Here is a 20,096-nt window from a genome sequence, read left to right as displayed (position 1 = left end):
AGGGAAGGGATGAGGAAACTATCTGGACTAATAGCGGCCTGTTTGATAATGTTTTCCTGTGGGGGAAGTCTTCAGGAGCACAGCTCAGCTCCTGAGGTTGTAACAAGTTCTGTCGAGAGGAACGGCCTCGTGTTTGACCCCTTCGGAACAGAAAAAGAAGCTCCGATTGGAATACCTTTCCCAAACGATGCCCTCTGGAAGGAAACCGGAGGATACCTCTACCTTGATACCTCAAACGTTGACGACGTAGCCAAAAAGGCACTCTACGAAGCAATAAACAGACTCAAAATAAGAGGTTTTAGTCCCAACACTCCGCTAATTGTTCCACTGATTAACGAAATTCCCGTTGATACCTCATCCTTGAAGGGGAAATACCGCCTTATTGACGTAACCTCTGAAGAAGACCAAACCAATAGACTTACCTTCAAACAGGACGGACGTTACCTTAAGTTCTATCCAGTTAAGCCCTTAGAGCCGGGACACAGGTATGCCCTGATACTCCTTAAAGGAATAAAGGACGTTAACGGAAACGACTTAATTCCTCCACAGGCCTTTGGTGGATACTACCTACAGTTCAAAGACTCCCTTGACAAAGCCTACCAGATAGCCAACGTAAGCAAGGACAATGTCCTTGAGGCCTCACTCTTTACAACTGCGGACAAGACCCTCTCCTCAGGAGACCTCGGAGCTCTAAAGGCCTACCTCCTCTCCCTACAGAGTAACCCCGATACACCATTCCCAGAAATAGAAGGCCTCCCTTACCAGAACATAGGAGAGGATTACAAGAACTTTGACCAAGCGGTAGACGCAGTTTTAGGGTTAATACCGCTATCTCCAGAGCTAAGAAATGAGATAAGCAACAAAAACTTCCCGGCCTTTGACATAACAAAGCTAAAAGAGCTCTTAGAGAAAGTTACACTAGGGGAAACCTTTGACATAAAAGACTACGTGAAGTTCATACCCGTATTTATCGGCAACGGTGAGAACTATAGCGGTTCAGTTTACATCTTCCAGCACGGACTTGGAGGGTATAAGGAACAGGCAGAAAACCTCTTAGGCGACATAAACCTTCCCGTCGTAGCTATAGACCTTCCGTTTCACGGAGACTACACAAAGCTTACAGAGAACAGCCAGACCGAGTGCGGTGGGGGTAAATGTTTCCTCACATCAAACGTTACCCAGAACAGACTAAACATTTACCAAGCGGTCTTTAACCTTAGACTCCTTGAAAAACTCCTAAGGGCAGGGCTGTACGACATTGACGGGGATGGAAACCCCGATACCCCCTCAAAGGTTTACTTCCTCGGCGTTTCAATGGGAGCTATAACGGGCTCTATCTACGCCAATGTAGGAAGCCCCGATAAAGTTGTCCTAAACGTTGGCGGGGCAAACCTTATATCAATCGTTGACACGGCAAAAAACGAGACGATAAAAGCCCTCTTAGAAGCCACAGGAGTAAAGAAGAACACCTACGCCTACGCTTACCTTCTCGGGATATTCCAGCTTATCCTTGACTCTGCAGACCCCATATACCTTGCAATAGCGAATTCTACAAAGACGCTACTTCAGAACGCCTACGGTGACACCGTCGTCCCCAACGTTTCAAACGAAGCCTTAGCTAAGAGAGTCGGCTTTGACCAGTACACTTCCGTTGAAAACCCAGACCCTACAAATCCACCGTCACCATCTCCCGGCTGGTACATGTTTGGAAACGAAGATAACTGGGTTCACCACGGATTCCTTCTCCACACAGAAATAGAGAAGTACCCCGAAGCAGAAGGAAAGCTTGACCTGCAGTTTGTTGAAAACGCTCAAACGGCAGCAAGGAAGCAGATAAACGACTTTTTCAATCAATAAGGAAACATCTAACCACTCTGCCGTCTGCCTTCACGGCAGGCGGTATTTCTTTTTCGCAAATATCTTTTGCAATGGGACATCTTGGGTAGAAAGGACACCCCTTTTGAACTTCTGAGGGTTCTGGAACGCTACCGGGAATATAGGGAAGTTTTCTCTTCTTTCCCCCCTTTAGTCTCGGAGAACATTCTATTAGACCTTTCGTGTAAGGGTGGAGGGGATTTTTGAACAGTTCTTCCGTCCTTCCGGCCTCTACCGTGTAGCCGGCATACATAACGAAGACTTCTTCTGCAAACTCCCAAACAACGCCCATGTCGTGGGTGATAAGAAGAATCCCCATGTTCTTAGAGTTTGATAGCTCCTTTAAGAGTTCCAAAATCCTTGCTTGCACGGTAACGTCAAGGGCTGTAGTTGGCTCGTCTGCAATCAGGTAATCGGGATCACAGGCCAAGGCCATAGCTATGGCTACCCTCTGCTTGAGTCCTCCCGAAAGGTGATGGGGGTAAGCGTTCATCTTCTCTTCAGGTTCTGGAACGTTCACCATTTTAAGGAGCTCCAGAACTCTCCCTTCAACCTCTTCTTTGGGAGCTATACCGTGGTATAGAATCGCCTCCCCTATTTGATCCTTCACTTTCATCAAAGGATTCAGCGAGGCAGAAGGGTCCTGAAAAACCATCGCAACTTTCTTCCAGCGAAAGTTCCTGAGCTCTTTACCTTTTAAAGCGAGAACGTTAGTTCCGTCAACTTCCACTTTACCGGAAACCTTTAAACTTTCTGGAAGGAGCTTTAAAATTGAAAGAGCCGTAAGGGACTTCCCGCTCCCACTTTCACCAACAACGGCAACCCGTTTGCCCTTTTCTACCCGAAGGAAAGCCTCTTTTACCACGGAATAGGTAGAAGTTGAAATGGAAAGTTTCTCAACAACTAAAGGCATCTAACCTCTACCCAGTAGGAGTTTTCCGAGAAGACGTCCGGGTCAAAGTAGAGTTTTTTGCACTCTATCTTCTTTCCTGAAGACTCTTTCGCCGCGATGTAGTGGCTTACAATTTCTGGGATAGTCCCTAAAAAGTGACCTTCCTGACTCAGGAGAACGTAAGTAACCGGTGACTCTGGGTTTAAAGGTTCAGCCTTTAGCGAAATTTCAAGACCTCCCCTTATAACCCTTTCCCAGTTTGGTCTGTAGATTCTTTTAGTTACAACTGGAACAAAGTACCTGTTCTCTTTAGCAAGGAACTGGTGAATGTTCTCGTAACCTTTAAGGGAAAGGAGGAAAGATAGGAGCTCTCCCTTCACTTTTGACCTACTATTCCACACTTTTATGCCGTAGACCCCGACAATACTCCAAAGCTCCCTTTTATCAAGAATGCCCTTTATCTCTCTGCCGTAGAACTTTAAAAGCGCCGGACTCCTCTTCCAGAGGGACTCAAGGCTAGCGAAAAGGTGCTCAAGGTTTTCTGGAGTAAACTCAAACTCCCTTAGATTCTTTAAGAGCTCCTTTAAACTTGACTTCAGCCTCTTCCTGTAGAGAAGACGGGAAAGAAGCCACCTGCGGTTGATTTTCCTGTAGAGGATTTCAATCATCTCTCTATCAAGGAACCAGTTAAGGTAGAGGGTCGCCTTGGAGAGCTCTTTATCTATAACAGAGTCTATGGACGGACGGAATACCTCTTTCTCAAAAATCTCCGTAAAGAGAGCTCTTATTGTATCCTTCACGAGAGAAAGGAGCTTCTTAAAGTTTGTCTCAAGCCTTCCGCTCTTTAAAACTATCTCAAGCCTTAGGTCCGCCCCGCCCATAACCTCAGAGACGCGGGGAATCATAAGTATTCCTTCATGCTCGGCAATTTCAAGGCTTGAGTAGGCAAGTTGTACTGGAAAGTAGTACTCAAGGCTCTGAGATATGTACTCCAAGAGAGATGTCACTGCAGAGGTTATCCTTTTATCGTCAACCTGAATGAGCTTTTCAGGCTTAAGGGGTAACTCCTCCTTAGATTCCTCTTCTACTTTCCCCGGATAGACTAAGAGTCCCTTACAGAACCTCTCCCAGATGGCTAACTCAGGCTCTGTATCAAGAATCTTAAGCTCCTGTTTCTCCTCCCGCAGGTATTTCTTAGCGTTGTCCCTTATCCTTTTAGCCCTTTCAAAGGCCTTAATCTCCTGCTTTGAGAGCTCCCAAAAGGTGGAGGTGTAGTGGGTAAACTCTCCCTCAATCGGATAAAAGAAGTTTTTCTTAGCTTCCATGAGAAACCTGTAGGAGTTAACCCTCTCCAAGTTTCTTACTTTAAGGAGCTGGAAGTCAACAATGCTAAGGGACTTAGAAGAGGCAACAATAAGGGTAGGCGAGAGGGGGTACTTTTTCCTGAGCAGAACCACCTTTTCCCGAATGTACTCCTCCGTAACCTCGCTACCGGAGAGGTAGGAGAAAACTACAAGGACAGTTTCCTTGCCGCTTAAGAACTTTTCCGTCTTAATCGGAACAGAAAGCTTATTTGAGAGAAACATTGCAAAGGGAAGGGCGAAAGAATCGCCCGGGTAAATGGCGTCAGGTTTGAGGGAGAGTTTCTTTAGTTTCTCAGCAAAAAAGAGAAGGGCGTCAACTACGAGCTCTTGGCGGAGCTCCTCAGCCTCAAAAAATACAGAAGTAACAGCACTTTTAACCTGCATAACTCTCAAGAACCTCTCTTAAGATACCAATTCCTGTTTCAATCTCCTCTCGCGATATTACAAGAGGAGGAACAAACCTTAAAACATTCCCTGCCGTACAGTTAATAATAAGCCCCTTATCAAGAGCTGACTTTACGATGTCCTTACATTCCCTCTTACAGACAAGGCCGAGCATTAGTCCCTTTCCTCTAACAGACTCTAAAAGCTGGGGGAACTCTTTAACGAGCCCCTCAAGGAGTTCTTTAAGGTAATTACCCTTTTCCTCAACCTCCTCTAAGAATCCCGGCTTCGTCATTTCTTTCATTACCACTATTCCGACCCTTGTAGCTAAGGGATTGCCGCCAAAGGTTGAGGCGTGAAGTCCCGGCTTTAAAACCTCCGCAGCCTTCCCTTTAGCGACAATCGCTCCAATAGGAACGCCGTTTCCGAGAGCCTTTGCAAGGGTCATCACGTCAGGTTCAACGCCGTAGTGCTGGTAGGCAAAGAGCTTACCTGTCCTGCCTATTCCCGTCTGAACCTCGTCAAATATGAGGAGAGCGTTAAACCTGTCGGCAATCTCCCTTAGAGCTCTCAAAAACTCCTCATCTGCCGGAACAACTCCACCTTCCCCTTGAATCGGCTCAACGATTATTCCAGCTGTCCTATCAGAAACAACTGAGAGAACGGAGTCAATATCGTTAAATGTCGCAAACTTAACCCCCGGCAGCATAGGCCCAAAGCCTTCGCTGTATTTACCCTGCCCGGTAACTGTTACCGCCGCCATAGTCCTTCCGTGGAAGGACTGCCTGAAAGCCACAATTTCGTACTTTTCAGGGTTAATCTCTGTTCCGTAACGCCTTGCAAGCTTTATTGCTCCCTCGTTGGCCTCTGCTCCACTGTTACAGAAGAAGACCTTTTCGCCAAAGGAGTTCTTGCAAATAAGCTCTGCAAGCTCCGCCTGAGTTTCTATGTGGAAGAGGTTTGAAACGTGGAGAAGTTCCTTAGCTTGCTCACAGATAGCCTGAGAGATAGCAGGGTGGGCATGTCCTAAGTTACAGACCGCAATTCCGGCAAGCATGTCAAGGTACTTTTTGCCATCCTTATCGTAGAGCCAGCAGCCTTCACCCCTAACAAAGCAGACAGGATAGCGGTTGTAGGTCTTCATAACAAACTTTTCTGTTCTCTCAAAAACATCCATTTCTCTTCCCCCAGCTTGGAATAGGGAAATTGTAGGAGAAGTTAGAAGAGGGTTCAATTTGAGCTATCAAGCCTTTTCTTCAATTTGTCCTCAATGATGTCGGCCTTACTCTTAAGGGTAAGAACGCGGTTTATGTAGGAAACCCTCTCTAAGCTCCTTCCAGAATACTCAACAACTATGTCAAGGGGGAGCTCCCGCTTTAAGAGCTCTGCCACGTAGTTGTCCTTAAAATCTGCCACTGTCAGGTCAAGGTTACTCTGTTTCATTATCCTGTGAAACGTAACCTTCATCGTTGACGGCCGGGTGTTAAGGAGGGGAGAAACGGGAAGTTTTGTCTCTTTTATTTCCTTTAGCCTCTCTACTATTTCCTCGTCAATTATGAACCTCTTTACTTTCCCTTCCTGAAGGATAGGGATTCCCAAAAACGTTCCAAAGGAAGAGACTTTTAACTTCCCTATCTCGGCTGGAGAAAGTCCCGTTTTAAAAATGAGGAGCATCGCCGTTTGAAGGTCCTCAGAACGAAGACGCATAACGAGCTCTGTCAACTTTTGAAACTCCTCTCTCGTTATTGGTCTAAATTCCTTAAACTCCCCGTAGTCTGGAGGTTGAAACTTTAGTCTCCTCTTAACTTTCCTAAACTTTAAGTAGTGCTGAATGGCAGACATCGCCGTCCTAAAGCTTTTTTCAGTTCTGTAGCGAACGGAAAAGAAGGAGTAGAGCTTTTCCTCGTCAAAGTTCTTAAAGTCAAAACCGTAAAAGTCAAGAAAGCTGTGAAAGTACTTTAAAACTCTCCTGTAAGTGTCAAGGGTGTTCTTGCTGTAACCTTCTTCTGCCAAGTAGGAGAGAAAATCCTCCATTCGTCCCCTTTCCCGTAGAGTTTTGAGTAGAAGTAGTAGTTAACCATAACTCTTTTAACGTAATTCCTCGTCTCTTCAAAAGGTATGTAAAAATCAACGAAAATTACAAGGTCGTAAGGGGTTCTAACAGGGCCGAACTTTTTTAGAGCTCTCTTTATGCGGGTAGGCCCTGCGTTGTAGGCAGCAGCGGCAATTGGGAAAAGCTTAAAGCTTTTAAGGAGCTCCCCTATGTAGTAGGAGCCGAACCTGTAGTTTACCTCTGGATTAAAGAGGTCGGGGATTTCAAAGTCACTCACACCTAACTTTTCAGCTATGTACTTTCCTGTAAAGGGCATTATCTGCATAAGACCCATGGCACCAGAGCGAGAAAGAGCTCTCTCATTAAACAAACTCTCCTGACGGGTAAGGGAGAGTGAAACTAAGTCCTCCTTAAAAAGCGGAGGAGCTGGATAGAGAACTTTTAGGAGTAAAGGCCTCTCCCTAAACTGCCTCTTAAAGCGAGCAGCTTCTTTTAGAGCTCTACTGTAAATGCCGCAAAGGTAGTGAGCAACCGCAACGTCAGGGGAACGTCCATCCATTAAGGAGATAACATCGCATCTCTTTTCGTCGTAGAGGAGTCTAATACCGGAATCCTCTATGTTCTCGCTCTCAGTCTCCTGCCCGATAAAGCCTTTCAGATCCTTAGGGTTTAAGAGTAAAGTGTAAAAGCTCACTCTTTTATAGTTGAACGGCAGATACTTCCCAAAATACTTTGCAGATATTGCTACTTTCCATGCGTCGTACTTTTCACCCTTTAGCTTGGAGAGCTCCTTTAAAGCTTCCCTGTACCTTCCAGATAAAACGTTACGCTTTATATGGTAATCGGTAAAGAGGTCCGGATAACGACCTTTGATAAGAGAGAGAACTCTCTCTAAGTACTCAGGATAGGAGTAGAGGAACTTATCAAGCAAGTAAACCGTAAGGCCTCTCTTGTCCCTCTCTGGGATAGGTGCCCTGAGAGCTCTCTTAAAGTAGTAGAGCTTTTCCATAGGGTCTTTTGAGAGGTAGGTAAGGTAAACAAACTTCTTTGGAACTGAAGAAGACTCAAGGAGCTCCTTTGCCTCTCTCCTTTTCCCCTGCTTTAAAAGGAGAATTCCCCTTAGGTACGTGTAGTAAGGGTCTCCTTCTAGGTAATAGAGGTAGATATGCGCCGTTTCAAAGTCCCTTTCAGAGAGAGCTCTCAGAACTTTTTTCCTGAGGATAGACGGTGTAAAAAAGGAGTTCCAGTTACCAAGGTTCTCTATCAGGATATCCTCATCAAGTTCGTTGGTCGTAGAGAAAATTTTCCTGAAAATCTCTAAGCTCTCTTTTTTCCTTCCTACCCTTTTGAGAGCAACAGCCTTCTCAAAGGCAACGTAGGGGTTTTGAGGAACTTCCGGAAACTCAAGGATAGGCTCGTACTTACCGGAGCTAAAACAGGAATCTACAAAGAGAAAAAGTGCAGGCTCTTTAAGTTCAGTGGCTTTAAAAGAGCTATAAAACTCCTTAGAACAAAAGTTCCCTTCTTTAAGGTAGTTCAGGAATTCCCGAGCTTTCTCCTCTGTAAGCGCGTTTGAAGTGAGCGGAAGTAGCGTAAAGAGAATTAAGAACAAGAGTTTTTTCATAGTGAAATTATACCCGACCAGAAATGAAGAAAACGTAGTCCCTCTCTGAGAGCTCCTCTCCGTCAGGAGGCGAGATTATCATACGCCCCTCCTTCTCCACTGCAATGGGAAGGAGGTCGTACTTTCTGAGGTAGGCAAGGAGCTCTCCGAAGGTTGAGAAGTTGCCTATCTCTTTAACCATAACTTTTCTCAACGCCCCTTCCTTTGTCAGAAGGTTCTCAACGAGCTTTGCAGAGCCGGGAGTCGCAATGCTTGTAAAGATTAACCTTCCTATCACCTTACCGTAGATAAAGACCGAAGTTACGCCAAGACGCTTTTCAAAAACTTCGGCATTCTCGTCGTGGAGAACTTCAACGTAGATTTTTGCCTTTGGGTTTAGAGTCTTAACGAGCATGGCCGTTAAGGCAGTTCTTGCATCAACGTTTCTATCTGATAAACCCTCCTTTCTCTCCCCCAAGATGACCACTTCTTTCGCGTTCTGGATTGAAACCTCCATAAGGACGCTCTCTTTCGTAAAGTCCCCCTCTTGTAGAGGATGTACTTGCTTATATCCACGCCGAGCTCTGACTTTTCCATCTCCGTTATGAGGACTACCGGCCTTTCTTTATCAAGGCCCGACTTTATTATCTCCTCAACGAGCTCCTCACCACTTTCGCTCCAACCACAAATTACAAGGTGGTCCTTTAATCTATCCATCTTTAAACCTTCCCCTTTCAGTATGTTCATCCTATTTATGAGAGTCGCAGAAAAGGTAGCCGTTAAGGCAGAAACGAGAACTATCCCCCCGCTAATCAGCAATGAGGCCAAGAACTTTCCTTCTTTAGTTATGGGAGTTATGTCGCCGTACCCGACCGTTGATATTGTCACTATTCCCCAGTAGAGGGCCTCAAAAACGGAGTGGAAGGCTCTGTTGCCGGCGTTGTACTCGTAAATGTAGACAGTCAAGGAGATAGTCACTATCCAGAGTACCAGCGTTATAACTATGAAGGAGATTATCGGAGCTTCTTCTCTTACAGCCACAAGAAGGCTTCTTATAGCGTAAGTGTAGCGGAAGACTTTTAATAGCCTTAAAAGTCTTAAAAGGCGCAAGGTTCTAAAGGGTCTAAACAGCGGAAGAATTGCCAGAAGGTCAATAATAGAGTAAGGTTTAACCATCCAGCTAAGTTTTGGTCTAAGAGCAAACAGGAAGGCTTTGAAAAGGCTCCCTGTCCGGTCAAGCCCTTCCTTAAAATCGTCCCAGAAATCGGAAATGACCCAGAGCCTAAGAAGGTATTCTGTAACGAAGAAACACAGAGCAACTTCCTCGTAGTGGTCAAAGAGGGACTGAAGGTCTGAAGGTAGCGGTATATTTATCCAGAGTTCAATAATAACGGGAATTGAAGAGGTAACGACGATAAAGAGGGCAAAAACGTCGTAAAGAAGCCGATAGGGCCCCGTATCGCTCTCAAGGAGGTTGTAGAGCCAAATCTTTAGCTTCTTTACCCTTACAGAAAGCTTAGCCCCGAGGTTCTCTTTCAATAAGTTGTTCTTCACCTTTCCCTTTTTCCTCAGCTGTGAAGAATGCAACGGTCAGGAGAACCCATCCAACCCACATTACAAGGCTTCCTATAACGATGATTGTAGTTATTCCTCCCCAGAAGAAGAGCCTCCCTGCCCACATGAAGAGGTCGTTACCGGTAAAGTCAGCCAAGGAGTATAGAGCTCTCCTGTAAAAAGCAACACTTACAACCGTTGAAACGTAAAAGAGGAGAAAAGCTACCACCAAGAAGCCTACGGATAGGACTGAACTTTCGCCCCCCCTGTGAGCTCCGACGGCAAATCCAGCAAAAATCCCTGCTACTAAAAAGCCCAAAAAGCTTACGAGGAAACCCTTTAAAAAGTTCTTAAATATCCCCCTGTCCTTGTAAGCCTCAGAGGCCTTCTTAAGGGCTATAAACAGGAGGATAAATCCTGCAAGCCCAAAGAGGAGTCCAAGGTAGGGAATAAAGCTTAGGACTATTAATAGAGCTCCAACTCCCCCCAAAACCTTCGTTCTGTTATCCATTCCTTCCTCTCTTTTCTTCGTCATCCTTCATCAGTTTAAACTTAAAGGCGTCAACAAGGGCAAGCCAAGAGGCCTCTATTACGTTAGGTGAAACCCCTACTGTCCCCCACTTCCTCTTTCCGTCAGTTGAGACGATGAGAACCCGCGGGGAAGCTGCCGTTCCAGAAGTTTCGTTCAGAATTCTAACCTTGTAGTCGGTAAGCTTCACTTCTTTTATAGAGGGGTAGAACTTCTCAAGGGCTTTCCTGAGAGCTCTGTCAAGGGCTTCAACAGGACCTCTCCCTTCTGCTGCAGTATGCTCAAACCTGTCTTTAATTCCCCTCTCCTTGGCAACCTCTTCCGGAATTTCAACTTTTATCGTGGCCTCAGCGTAGGCCTCCTCGTCCTCTGAACGCTTCTCGGTTAATACCCTAAATCCTTTAAGCTCAAAGTACTTCTTGGTAAGTCCGAGAGTCTCTTTCAGCAAGAGCTCAAAAGAACCCTCAGCCCCTTCAAAGTGGTAACCTTGGGCTTCAAGCTCCTTTATCTTTTCAAGGACTTCCTTAACCTCGGGAGACTTCTTGTCTAAGTTGATTCCGAACTCCTTGGCCTTGCTTACGATGTTGCTCCTACCAGAGAGCTCCGAAATCATAATCTTCCTTCTGTTTCCAACGCTCTCAGGCTTTACGTGCTCGTAGAGCTCTGGGTTCTTCTCAACTGCAGAAACGTGAACGCCGGCCTTATGGGCAAAGGCGTTTTCACCAACGTAGGGGAGATTTACAGGGTGGGGCCTGTTTGAGAGCTCTGCAACAAGGCCGGATACCGAGTAGAGTTTTCTAAGGTTCTCCTTAGGAATTGATTCAACACCCATTTTAAGGACGAGGTTAGGAATAATAGAACAGAGGTTGGCGTTTCCAGTCCTCTCTCCAAGTCCGTTTATTGTCCCCTGAACCTGAATAGCTCCCTTTCTAACTGCTATGAGGGAGTTCACAACGGCCATGTCTGAATCGTTATGGGCGTGGATGCCGAGGGGAGCTCTCACCTCCCTTAAAACGGCATCAATTATCTCCTCTGTCTCGTACCAGAGCGTCCCACCGTTTGTGTCGCAGAGAACGAGACAGTCAGCTCCTGCCTCTTCTGCCGCCTTTAGAGTCTTAAGCGCGTACTCACTGTTGCTCTTATACCCGTCAAAGAAGTGCTCTGCGTCAAAGAAAACCTCATCAAAGTAACGCTTTAAGTAGGAAATCGTCTCATATATCAGCTCAAGGTTCTCCTCAAGGGATATCCTTAAATCCTGAGTTACGTGAAGATCCCAAGATTTGCCAAAAATCGTTACTGCCGGAACTTCCGTTCTTACAAGCTGCTGGATGTTGGCGTCTTCCTCTACCTTAAGCCCCTTTCTCTTTGTTGAACTAAAGGCTACGAGCTTGGAATTTTTAAGGTTTAACTTCTTTACCTCGTTAAAGTAGGCTAAATCCTTTGGGTTTGAGCCCGGCCAGCCCCCTTCAATGTAGTGAATGCCCAAATCGTCAAGGGCCCGCGTAATCCTCAGCTTATCCTCAAGGGAAAAAGAAACTCCCCTCGTCTGAGCACCGTCCCTTAAGGTTGTGTCGTAGATGTAGACCATTTTTCACCAACCTCTTTCTCTACTTAGCTTCTCTTCCTCGGTAGAAGGCTATAAACCCAGTAACGAGGAAGAAAGCACTATTACAACCATTAAAAAATATGCCAACGCAGTTTCAGCCATCTCTAAATTTCTCTGTTAAGTTAATACTCCTCTCTTTAACCTTACCGCTCATCTTTATCAAGTCCAAAAGCTTCGTGGAGAACCCTTACGGCGAGCTCCGTAAACTTCTCCTCTATTATGCAGGAAATCTTAATCTCGGAAGTTGAAATCATTATGATGTTAATTCCGTACTTGGCCAAGGTTTCAAAGACCTTTCCGGCGACTCCAGCGTGGCTTCTCATACCGAGTCCAACGATGGAAACCTTTGCAATCTTATCGTCCCTTATTACGCCTTTTGCCCCAATTTCCTCTGCAACTTTCTTCGTAATCTTTTCTGCCTTGGCAGCGTCGCTCTTCTCAACGGTGAAGGAAATATCTGTATAGCCGTCAACTGAAACGTTCTGAACTATCATGTCAACGGGAATGTTTGCATCTGCTAAGGCGTCAAATATCTTGGCAGCAATTCCCGGCCTGTCTGGAACTTTCTCAACTGTTATCCTTGCCTCGTTCTTATTGTGGGCAATCCCTCTTACAACAACCCTTTCCATCGTCTCATCTTCCTCCTTAATAAGCGTTCCTTCGTCCTGAGTAAAGGTACTTCTAACCCTTAAAGGAACTTTGTACTTCATGGCAAACTCTACAGACCTTATCTGGAGAACCTTAGCTCCAAGGGAGGCGAGCTCTAACATCTCCTCGTAGGAGAGAACGTCTATCCTCCTTGCTTCCGGAACAATCCTCGGGTCTGCAGTGTAAACGCCGTCAACGTCGGTGTAGATGTCACAGCGGTCTGCCTTAAGGGCTGCAGCTAAGGCAACGGCAGAAGTGTCAGAACCTCCCCTTCCGAGGGTGGTTATGTCGCCGTCTTCGGTAATTCCCTGAAACCCGGTGACTATAACGATTTTTCCTTCCTTTAAGTGTTTCTCTATCCTCTCTACGTCAATGTCAAGAATCCTCGCCTTAGTAAAGGCCTTATCCGTCTTTATTCCTGCCTGCCAGCCCGTTAAAGAGATTGCCGGATGTCCCATACTGTTTAAGGTTATTGAGAGAAGGCCGGCAGATACCTGCTCTCCCGTTGAGACGACGAAGTCCATATCCCTCTCATTGGGCTCGGGAGTAACCTGCTTTACAAGGTCAATGAGCCTGTCGGTCTCTCCGGCCATTGCAGAAACGACAACAACTACGTCGTTTCCCTTCTCCTTCTCCTCAAGAACCCTCTTTGCAACGTGCTTAATTCTCTCTATTGAACCTACCGAAGTTCCTCCAAACTTCTGAACTACAAGAGCCATTAAACCGCCTCCCTACGTGTTTGTCAGGCCAAAATATAGCTCAGCTTCCTCAAGCAGGTAGTCTATCCGTTCCAGAGAGCTTCATCTCAAGCTCCCTAACACCTATCGGGACTACCTTCCTGAAAGACTCAAGTAAAAACCTGTTCTCAAGAACCAGTGCAGCCATTTTACTACGGGTAAACTTGTAGTGCTTTGAGAGGAGGGACTTTAGAACGTCGTAGTCCTGTGCGTCAAGCTTCCTTACTTCAACGTAATCCCTGTTTATCTTCTCCTCTATGTCCCTATCAAGGACAAAGGCCGTTCCTCCAGTCATTCCAGCTCCAAAGTTTCCGCCAACCTTACCGAGGATAACGACGATTCCCCTTACCATGTACTCACAGGCGTGCTGGCCTGTCCCCTCAACAACGGCAACAGCACCACTGTTCCTTACTGCAAACCTCTCTCCAACTACACCGGACGCAAATAGGCAACCTCCAGTAGCTCCGTAAAGGAGAGTGTTTCCGGCTATTACGTTCTCGTGGGGCTCTCCTTTAAACTCCTCAGGGAAGCGAAGGACGATAGTTCCTCCTCCTAAGCCTTTACCTACATAGTCGTTCGCCTCACCAACTACCTCAAGGGTTACGCCGGGTGGCAGGAAAGCTCCAAAGCTCTGTCCTGCTATACCTTTAAACCTTAGATGAATAAGGTTCTTTGGAAGCCCCTCGCTACCAAAACGTTTAACTATGTGGTAGGAGAGTGGTACTCCCACGCTCCTGTCGGTGTTCTTTATCTCGTACTCTGCAAAGAACTTCTCTCCCTTTTCAAGGTGAGGGAGGACGTCCTCCAAAATCTTATCGTTTAGAGGAGACTCTACCGGCGTATAGGGGTAATCCTCTCTATCTAAATGAGCAACAGGATTCTTGAGTATGTAGGAAAGGTCAAGGTTCTTGGCAAAGGGGAACTTCTCTTTTAGTTCTGTGTCTTCCTCAAGGAGGTCGTACCTTCCGATTATCTCGTCAAGGCTCCTGTAGCCCATTTCAGCCAAGATGTGGCGAACGTCCTCAGCAACGAGCTTGAAGTAGTTGACAACCGACTCAACAGCTCCCCTAAACCTCTTTATCCTCTTTTCGTCCTGAGTCGCTATTCCTACGGGACAGCGGTTTGTGTGGCACTCCCTATCCATAACGCAACCTTCTGCAATCATAGCGGCCGTTCCAAAGCCAAACTCCTCAGCTCCCATAAGAGCAGCAATAACAACGTCCCTTCCGGTCTTAAAACCGCCGTCCACCCTCAGAACCACTCTGTCCCTTAAGCCGTTTTCAAGGAGCTCCCTGTGGGTTTCTGCAAGGCCTATCTCCCAAGGGAGTCCTGCCCCCTTTATTGACGAAAGGGGAGAAGCTCCAGTTCCTCCATCTGAACCGCTCACCTGAACGATATCTGCCTTTGCCTTTGCAACACCGCAGGCAACAGTTCCAACGCCACTTTCTGCCACAAGCTTTACGGCAATACGCGCCTTTGGGTTTGCAAGCTTAAGGTCGTATATGAGCTGGGCTAAGTCCTCAATTGAGTAGATGTCGTGGTGGGGAGGTGGAGAAATCAGTGCAACTCCCGGAACGGAAAACCTTAAAGAGGCAATGTACGGAGTTACCTTGTGGCCGGGAAGGTGTCCACCCTCTCCCGGCTTTGCTCCCTGAGCTATCTTAATCTCAATCTCCTCAGCAGAGGCAAGGTAAAGGGGCGTAACGCCGAACCTTCCGGAGGCTACCTGCTTTATCTTGCTATTTTTAACCGTTCCGTACCTTTCTGGGTCTTCTCCACCCTCACCGGAGCAACTCTTTGCCCCCAAGATGTTCATAGCCTCAGCGATTACTTCGTGGGCAATTTTTGAGAGAGCTCCTATTGACATTCCCGGAACCATCAGCCTTTTAACAATAGACTCAACCGGCTCAACTTCCTCAAGGGGTATGGGTTTCCTGTCAGACTTTATCCTTAGTAAATCCCTCAAGTAGGTCGGCCTCTTCCTCGTAGCCTCTACTACCTTCTTGAAGTCCTCGTACTTTCCGTTCCTTGCCGCCTTAAAGATTCCTCTTACAACCTCTGGACTCCAAGCGTGGTGAATTCCACCGGGACGAAAACGGAGCTCTCCCGAGTACTCTACTTTATCCGTCTCTTTTGCCTTCTTAACCCTTTCCCTAACAATCCTCTCTATATCCTCAAGGGTAACTCCACCAATAGGAGAGAAGGTATTTGGGATGAACTCATCAACGACCTCTTTTGAGATGCCAATAATGTCAAAGAGGTGGGAACGGTGGTATGAAGAGAGAACGGAAATTCCCATTTTGGACATTATCTTTAAAAGACCTGTATTTACAGCCTTCTTATAGTTTGACTCAAGTTCAGCATAAGGCATGTTGAGCTCAAGCTCTTTCGCCTTGAGGTACTCAAAGACCAAGTAGGGATGAACCGCAGAAGCTCCAAAGGCTATGAGGGCAGCTATCTGGTGGGTATCCCTTGCCTCTCCGGTCTCTACGATAATTGAGACCCTGTTGAGAAGACCCTTCCTCTCAAGGTAGGCGCAGAGTCCCGAGACGGCCAATAAGGAAGGTATGGGGAGTTCCACTCCCCTATCTGTAAGGATAACTATCTCTACTCCATCTTCCTTTACAGCCTTTTCAACCTTTGAAAAGAGCTCATCAATCCCTTCCCGCAGGGAGTTTTTAAACTCCATAGGAAAGGTCTTTACCTTTAAAAAGCCCGCATTTCTTATCTCTTCAAGCTCGGAAGGAGTCAGCAGGGGTGAATCTATCTCTATCCTTCGGGGGAGCTCCTTTGAAAGTTCAAGGAAGTTTACCTTCGCCCCGAGGCGAATCTTTAATGACATTACAGCCTTTTCCCTTATCGGGTCAATGGGAGGGTTTGTAACCTGAGCAAACCTTTGTCTAAAGTGCCTAAAGAGGAGGTAAGGCCTGTCAAGGAGGTTAGGTATGGGAGTATCGTCTCCCATTGAAAAGACAGGCTCTTTACCCATTTCAGCCATGTACTCAACGACTTCCTCAAGCTCCTCCTTAGAGTAGCAGAACTTTACGAGCTCCCTGTTTAAATCCTCAGAAGGCTCAGGCTCTACTTTCCTGAGCTTTTTAAGTCTATAGAGCTTCCTCCTTACCTCCCTCTCTAAGCTAAACTCCGAAGCTATTCTCTCAAGGATTTCTTTACCCCTCTCTATTCTCTCCTCTTGAGGGTCAACAAGAAGGGTCTCTCCCGGCATCAACCTTCCGGACTCTACTACCTCTTCAAAGGAGACATCTGTCATTCCAACTTCAGAGCCAAAGATAACCTCGCCTGACTCTGTAACGATGTACCTTGCAGGCCTTAAACCGTTCCTATCAAGCTTTCCACCAACAACTTTTCCGTCGGTGAAGACAACAGCCGCCGGACCGTCCCAAGGCTTCATTAAAAAGCCCGCGTATTGGAAAAACGCCCTAACTTCCTCTGAAACTCCGTCAAAGAGCTCCCACGCCGGAGGTATCAGAATGTTAATCGCAACCACCGGGTCTATGCCGGCAACGACCATAAGCTCAAAGACCCTATCAAGGGAAGCAGAGTCGCTCTCGTCGTGCTCAACTAAAGGAAGGAGCTCCTTTATCCTTTCACCGAAAACGGGGGATTCTAAAATTGGTTCAAGAACCCTTATAAAGTTCCTGTTGGCCGTTACAGTGTTTATCTCTCCGTTGTGGGCTATGAGCCTTAAGGGCTGGGCTAAAGACCACTTCGGGTTGGTATTGGTTGAATACCTCTGGTGAAAGAGGGCAAAGGAGCTCTTTAAGCCCTCTTCCTGAAGGTCTAAGTAGAACTTTTTAAGGTCTGGAGCAAGGAGCATACCTTTATAAACGACAAGGCTATCTGAAAGAGAAACTACGTAGTTTTTAGGGGATAGCTCCTTTAGCTTTTTCTCAAGTCTCCTTCTTAAAAGGTAAACTTCCGACGTAGAGGCAGTAGCAGGCGCTATAACCTGATAGATTTCAGGGAGAGCTCTCCTTGCAATTTCACCACACTCATTCCTATTTATCGGAACTTCCCTTAGAACGCAGTCGCCAAATAAACCTTTACACTCTTTTTCAACTGCTTTGAGAGCTCTGTCAACATCTCCTTTTAAAAAGAAGGTTCCAACAACTACCTTTTCTGCCTCAAAGTCGCCTCTTATTTTCTTGGCCTCTCTTAAGAAAAACTCGTGAGGAATCTGAAAGAGTATTCCAGAGCCGTCTCCCGTCCTTCCGTCTGATAAGGTAGCTCCCCTGTGAGTAAGGTTTGAGACAGCTTTAAGAGCCTTTTCTATTACATCAAAGGAGCTCTCTCCCTTTACATTTGCAATAAAACCTACTCCGCAAGAATCCTTAAACTCCATTGCCACTCCTTTAGAAAGCCGGGTTTAATGAGAGTCAATTTTAACAGGACTATAGACGAATTATATACTTGCCCTTCGTAGAGGAAACTTCCTCAAGGCCTATGAAAGTTGTATCCCCCTCTTTCTCCTTAACGTACCCTCTTGACGGGAAGAAAACGTACCTTGGACGGGTAACCTCTAAAACCTCCTTAAAGACCGGCTTTTCAGGAGAATCCGAAAGGAGAAGGATGTCAAGCCTTTCTAAACCAGAATTCCTAAAGAGGACTAAAAGTCCCTCTATATCCTCTCTAAAGAGGTAGTTGTTCTTCTTCCTGTCTATCTTACCTCTTGCCTTTATCCACTCCTCGCGGGTGAAGCGTATCGTCGTAGGGTGGTAAATACCGCTTATGCCGGAGAAGCTAAGTCCGCTTTTATAGCGAAAAACGCGAGAAAGAAGGTCAACCCCGTCGCTCTTTGCCAAAACGTCAAGTCTATCTGTAAGCCCCCTAACAAAAAACCACTTTACCCCAAGCCTTAAAGGCTTATCTACTCCGATAGGCCCCAAAACAAAAACGAGCTCCGGCCTTGAAACGTCTATAAGACCTTTTAACCTATCAACGTTCCCGCTTAGACTTCCCGTTACAAGGAGCTCCATCAATCCTCTCCCTATGAAGGCAGGAGTATTATAACAAGCTCCCTCCAAAGAAAAAACATTAAAATTACTAAGCTAAAATAGAACCTTCTCAGAGCCAGAGAAACTCAAAGAGTTGGGACAGGACTCCTTTGAAGCGCTCACAGCAATTGACGAAAAGGACAGGATTGGGTATTCTTGTTTTTCCGGTATTTACTCAACCCGCCCTATCACGTTTCGCTTATAGTTTACCCCACTGCTACTACTTGCCCGTTTTCGCAGGAACGCACCGGATTGTTACCGGTGTTCCCTCAACTCTGACGTAACCGTAGCCGTAGCCAAGTTTTCCATTGACTACAGCCCCTTGAAATGTATCCAAGTGGGAGACGACATGTACCCTTACACCAAAAACAGCATTGAATCCACCAGACAAAGCTATTTTCTTTAACCTGTTTAGACAATCCTCTATTACTTCATCAAAAGAGTTAAGATAGCACTCCTTGCAGTTGTCTAAAGGAGCATTAAGTTCAGGATATCTAAAAGTGATTGTGGTAGCAACCATTCCTCCCAGTCGGGTTATGAAACAACTTTGAGATATGGAAAAAGACTGAGGCAAATCGTCTATGGTGAAAAAGCCGTACCACTCTTCGTCTGCTGCGAAAGCTAAAGACTGAAGTAGTAAAAGCATGAGTACTAAGAAAAACCGCATATCCTCCTCCCAATATCTTCCTCAACAAGTATAACCGCACTCTCCACGGGCGTAAGTTTTGGTTGTTCCAGCCCTACCGCTCGTAAGGTGAGCGACACCACTACCAGTCCCCTCCCTGCATCTACCATAAGGTAGATGAACCATTTATTGGTATCATACTCGGTTTATTCATTTGTTCAAAGACCATAGGTTTGGTCATCGCTAATTCTGATTATACTACACAACGGCTTATGCCGTGTACTGTATACGAACTCCAACCCCGTGGGATACGGGAAAACACCCTCACACTATGCAGTTGCCTGCGCTATGCAGGTGGATATATAATAAACCTAAACCTGTTCAAAGGGGTAAACGGTGGCAACAATCAGCTTCTTTGCAGGCTTTGAGATAAAAGATGAAGCAACGGCTTTGAAGATTTTAAAAGTCCTTAAAGAACCGGGAGAACCTGTCCCACTTACTCCAGAAGAAAAGGAATTGCTTGAAAGTCAAGAAAAAGCCGGAAAAGAACTCCTTAACAACATAGACAAATTCCTTAAAGGGCTATGATTCCCCTCTCATCTGCCCGCTTAGTTTCCCTCTCTGAGCTAATGAATACTATTCCTTCCAAAAACCAACTCAAGAAGTTACTCAAAACCTTCACCTGTCCTTCCAATGAAGATGTTGAAAGATTCCTCTACCAAAACGCAGTGAAATTTGAAAAAACAGGCTTAGCTAGGACATACATTTGGCTGGGTAAACTGGAGGAAAAACCAAAGGTTCTGGCATACTTTACAATTGCATTAAAGGCCATTCACTTGGATGAAAAAATCCTAAGAGCTATAGAATCCTTAGTCTCAAAAGAAAAATTGGAGGAAGTCCTTAATGACTTACTTAAAGGCTTTCCCCTAGGTGAACAAAACAAGCAAATAGCTGTATATTTAATAGGACAAGTAGGAAAAATCCCCCAAGTAGAAAAATTAAAAGGTTATTTAGTTAAAGTAGCTTTAGCAAAAATAGAAGAAGCCTCAAAAATTGTAGGTGGTAAGATAGTAATTCTGGACATTGCAGAGCCGGAAAAATCGAAAAAGTTGCTCTCTCTGTACAGAGAGCTTGGATTCAAGGAACTCTATAAATATCAGCACAAAGGAAAAGAGTTCCTACGGCTATACAGAAAGCTCCCATAGAAAGAC

At 45.9% G+C, this 20,096-nt stretch carries 16 protein-coding genes; 3 read left to right on the top strand and 13 right to left on the bottom strand.

The features are described from left to right. Positions 1 to 9: 9 nt before the first annotated feature. The gene (locus CLV27_RS06890) at positions 10 to 1,857 is read left to right on the top strand and encodes an Ig-like domain-containing domain (protein ID WP_132527198.1); all 1,848 of its coding nucleotides are present in this window, start codon (positions 10 to 12) and stop codon (positions 1,855 to 1,857) included. Here CLV27_RS06890 and CLV27_RS06885 read toward each other — a convergent pair. The 13 genes from CLV27_RS06885 to CLV27_RS06830 all read right to left on the bottom strand — a co-directional run bounded on the left by CLV27_RS06885 (position 1,847) and on the right by CLV27_RS06830 (position 18,927). Next, complete coding sequence (locus tag CLV27_RS06885; protein ID WP_132527196.1) at positions 1,847 to 2,788, bottom strand: ABC transporter ATP-binding protein; 942 nt, start codon at positions 2,786 to 2,788, stop codon at positions 1,847 to 1,849. The genes CLV27_RS06890 and CLV27_RS06885 overlap by 11 nt on opposite strands. Continuing rightward, positions 2,779 to 4,524: a hypothetical protein gene (locus CLV27_RS06880; RefSeq protein ID WP_132527194.1), complete on the bottom strand. Its 1,746-nt coding sequence runs from the start codon at positions 4,522 to 4,524 to the stop codon at positions 2,779 to 2,781. The genes CLV27_RS06885 and CLV27_RS06880 overlap by 10 nt, the downstream gene beginning before the upstream one ends. Further along, positions 4,505 to 5,692, bottom strand: coding sequence for an aspartate aminotransferase family protein (locus CLV27_RS06875; protein WP_132527192.1), 1,188 nt, complete (start codon positions 5,690 to 5,692; stop codon positions 4,505 to 4,507). The genes CLV27_RS06880 and CLV27_RS06875 overlap by 20 nt, the downstream gene beginning before the upstream one ends. Positions 5,693 to 5,745: 53 nt before the next feature. Then, the gene (locus CLV27_RS06870) at positions 5,746 to 6,549 is read right to left on the bottom strand and encodes a site-specific integrase (RefSeq protein ID WP_132527190.1); all 804 of its coding nucleotides are present in this window, start codon (positions 6,547 to 6,549) and stop codon (positions 5,746 to 5,748) included. Continuing rightward, a complete protein-coding gene (locus tag CLV27_RS06865; protein ID WP_132527188.1) occupies positions 6,474 to 8,192 on the bottom strand; it encodes a lytic transglycosylase domain-containing protein in 1,719 nt (572 codons plus the stop codon). Before CLV27_RS06865 ends, CLV27_RS06870 begins: the two co-directional genes overlap by 76 nt. Before the next feature lie 7 nt (positions 8,193 to 8,199). Next, a complete protein-coding gene (locus tag CLV27_RS08535) occupies positions 8,200 to 8,688 on the bottom strand; it encodes a potassium channel family protein (protein ID WP_207891611.1) in 489 nt (162 codons plus the stop codon). Next, on the bottom strand, positions 8,592 to 9,725 hold the full coding sequence (locus tag CLV27_RS06860) for an ion transporter (protein ID WP_207891608.1): 1,134 nt from the start codon (positions 9,723 to 9,725) through the stop codon (positions 8,592 to 8,594). Before CLV27_RS06860 ends, CLV27_RS08535 begins: the two co-directional genes overlap by 97 nt. After that, the gene (locus CLV27_RS06855; RefSeq protein WP_132527186.1) at positions 9,688 to 10,260 is read right to left on the bottom strand and encodes a DUF996 domain-containing protein; all 573 of its coding nucleotides are present in this window, start codon (positions 10,258 to 10,260) and stop codon (positions 9,688 to 9,690) included. Before CLV27_RS06855 ends, CLV27_RS06860 begins: the two co-directional genes overlap by 38 nt. Continuing rightward, complete coding sequence (cimA, locus tag CLV27_RS06850; protein ID WP_132527184.1) at positions 10,229 to 11,842, bottom strand: citramalate synthase; 1,614 nt, start codon at positions 11,840 to 11,842, stop codon at positions 10,229 to 10,231. Before cimA ends, CLV27_RS06855 begins: the two co-directional genes overlap by 32 nt. 161 nt (positions 11,843 to 12,003) lie before the next feature. Next, complete coding sequence (locus CLV27_RS06845; protein WP_132527182.1) at positions 12,004 to 13,227, bottom strand: aspartate kinase; 1,224 nt, start codon at positions 13,225 to 13,227, stop codon at positions 12,004 to 12,006. 49 nt (positions 13,228 to 13,276) lie between these two features. Further along, entirely contained in the window at positions 13,277 to 17,608 is a 4,332-nt protein-coding gene (gene gltB, locus CLV27_RS06840) for a glutamate synthase large subunit (RefSeq protein ID WP_132527180.1), read from the bottom strand. A 49-nt stretch (positions 17,609 to 17,657) separates the two neighbouring features. Next, complete coding sequence (locus CLV27_RS06835; RefSeq protein ID WP_132527178.1) at positions 17,658 to 18,242, bottom strand: hypothetical protein; 585 nt, start codon at positions 18,240 to 18,242, stop codon at positions 17,658 to 17,660. 238 nt (positions 18,243 to 18,480) lie between these two features. Further along, positions 18,481 to 18,927 carry a hypothetical protein gene (locus CLV27_RS06830; protein ID WP_132527176.1) on the bottom strand — a complete coding sequence of 149 codons (447 nt, stop codon included), beginning with the start codon at positions 18,925 to 18,927 and terminating at the stop codon, positions 18,481 to 18,483. A 354-nt stretch (positions 18,928 to 19,281) separates the two neighbouring features. Here CLV27_RS06830 and CLV27_RS06825 point away from each other — a divergent pair, with 354 nt between their 5' ends. Both CLV27_RS06825 and CLV27_RS06820 read left to right on the top strand, forming a co-directional pair. Beyond that, entirely contained in the window at positions 19,282 to 19,473 is a 192-nt protein-coding gene (locus CLV27_RS06825) for a hypothetical protein (protein WP_132527174.1), read from the top strand. Beyond that, on the top strand, positions 19,470 to 20,090 hold the full coding sequence (locus tag CLV27_RS06820; protein WP_132527172.1) for a hypothetical protein: 621 nt from the start codon (positions 19,470 to 19,472) through the stop codon (positions 20,088 to 20,090). Before CLV27_RS06825 ends, CLV27_RS06820 begins: the two co-directional genes overlap by 4 nt. Positions 20,091 to 20,096 lie beyond the last annotated feature (6 nt).

Source organism: Phorcysia thermohydrogeniphila, assembly GCF_004339575.1.
Classification (GTDB): domain Bacteria; phylum Aquificota; class Aquificia; order Desulfurobacteriales; family Desulfurobacteriaceae; genus Phorcysia; species Phorcysia thermohydrogeniphila.
Note: the sequence above shows the minus strand (reverse complement) of the source record. Positions and strands in the feature narration are given on the sequence as shown.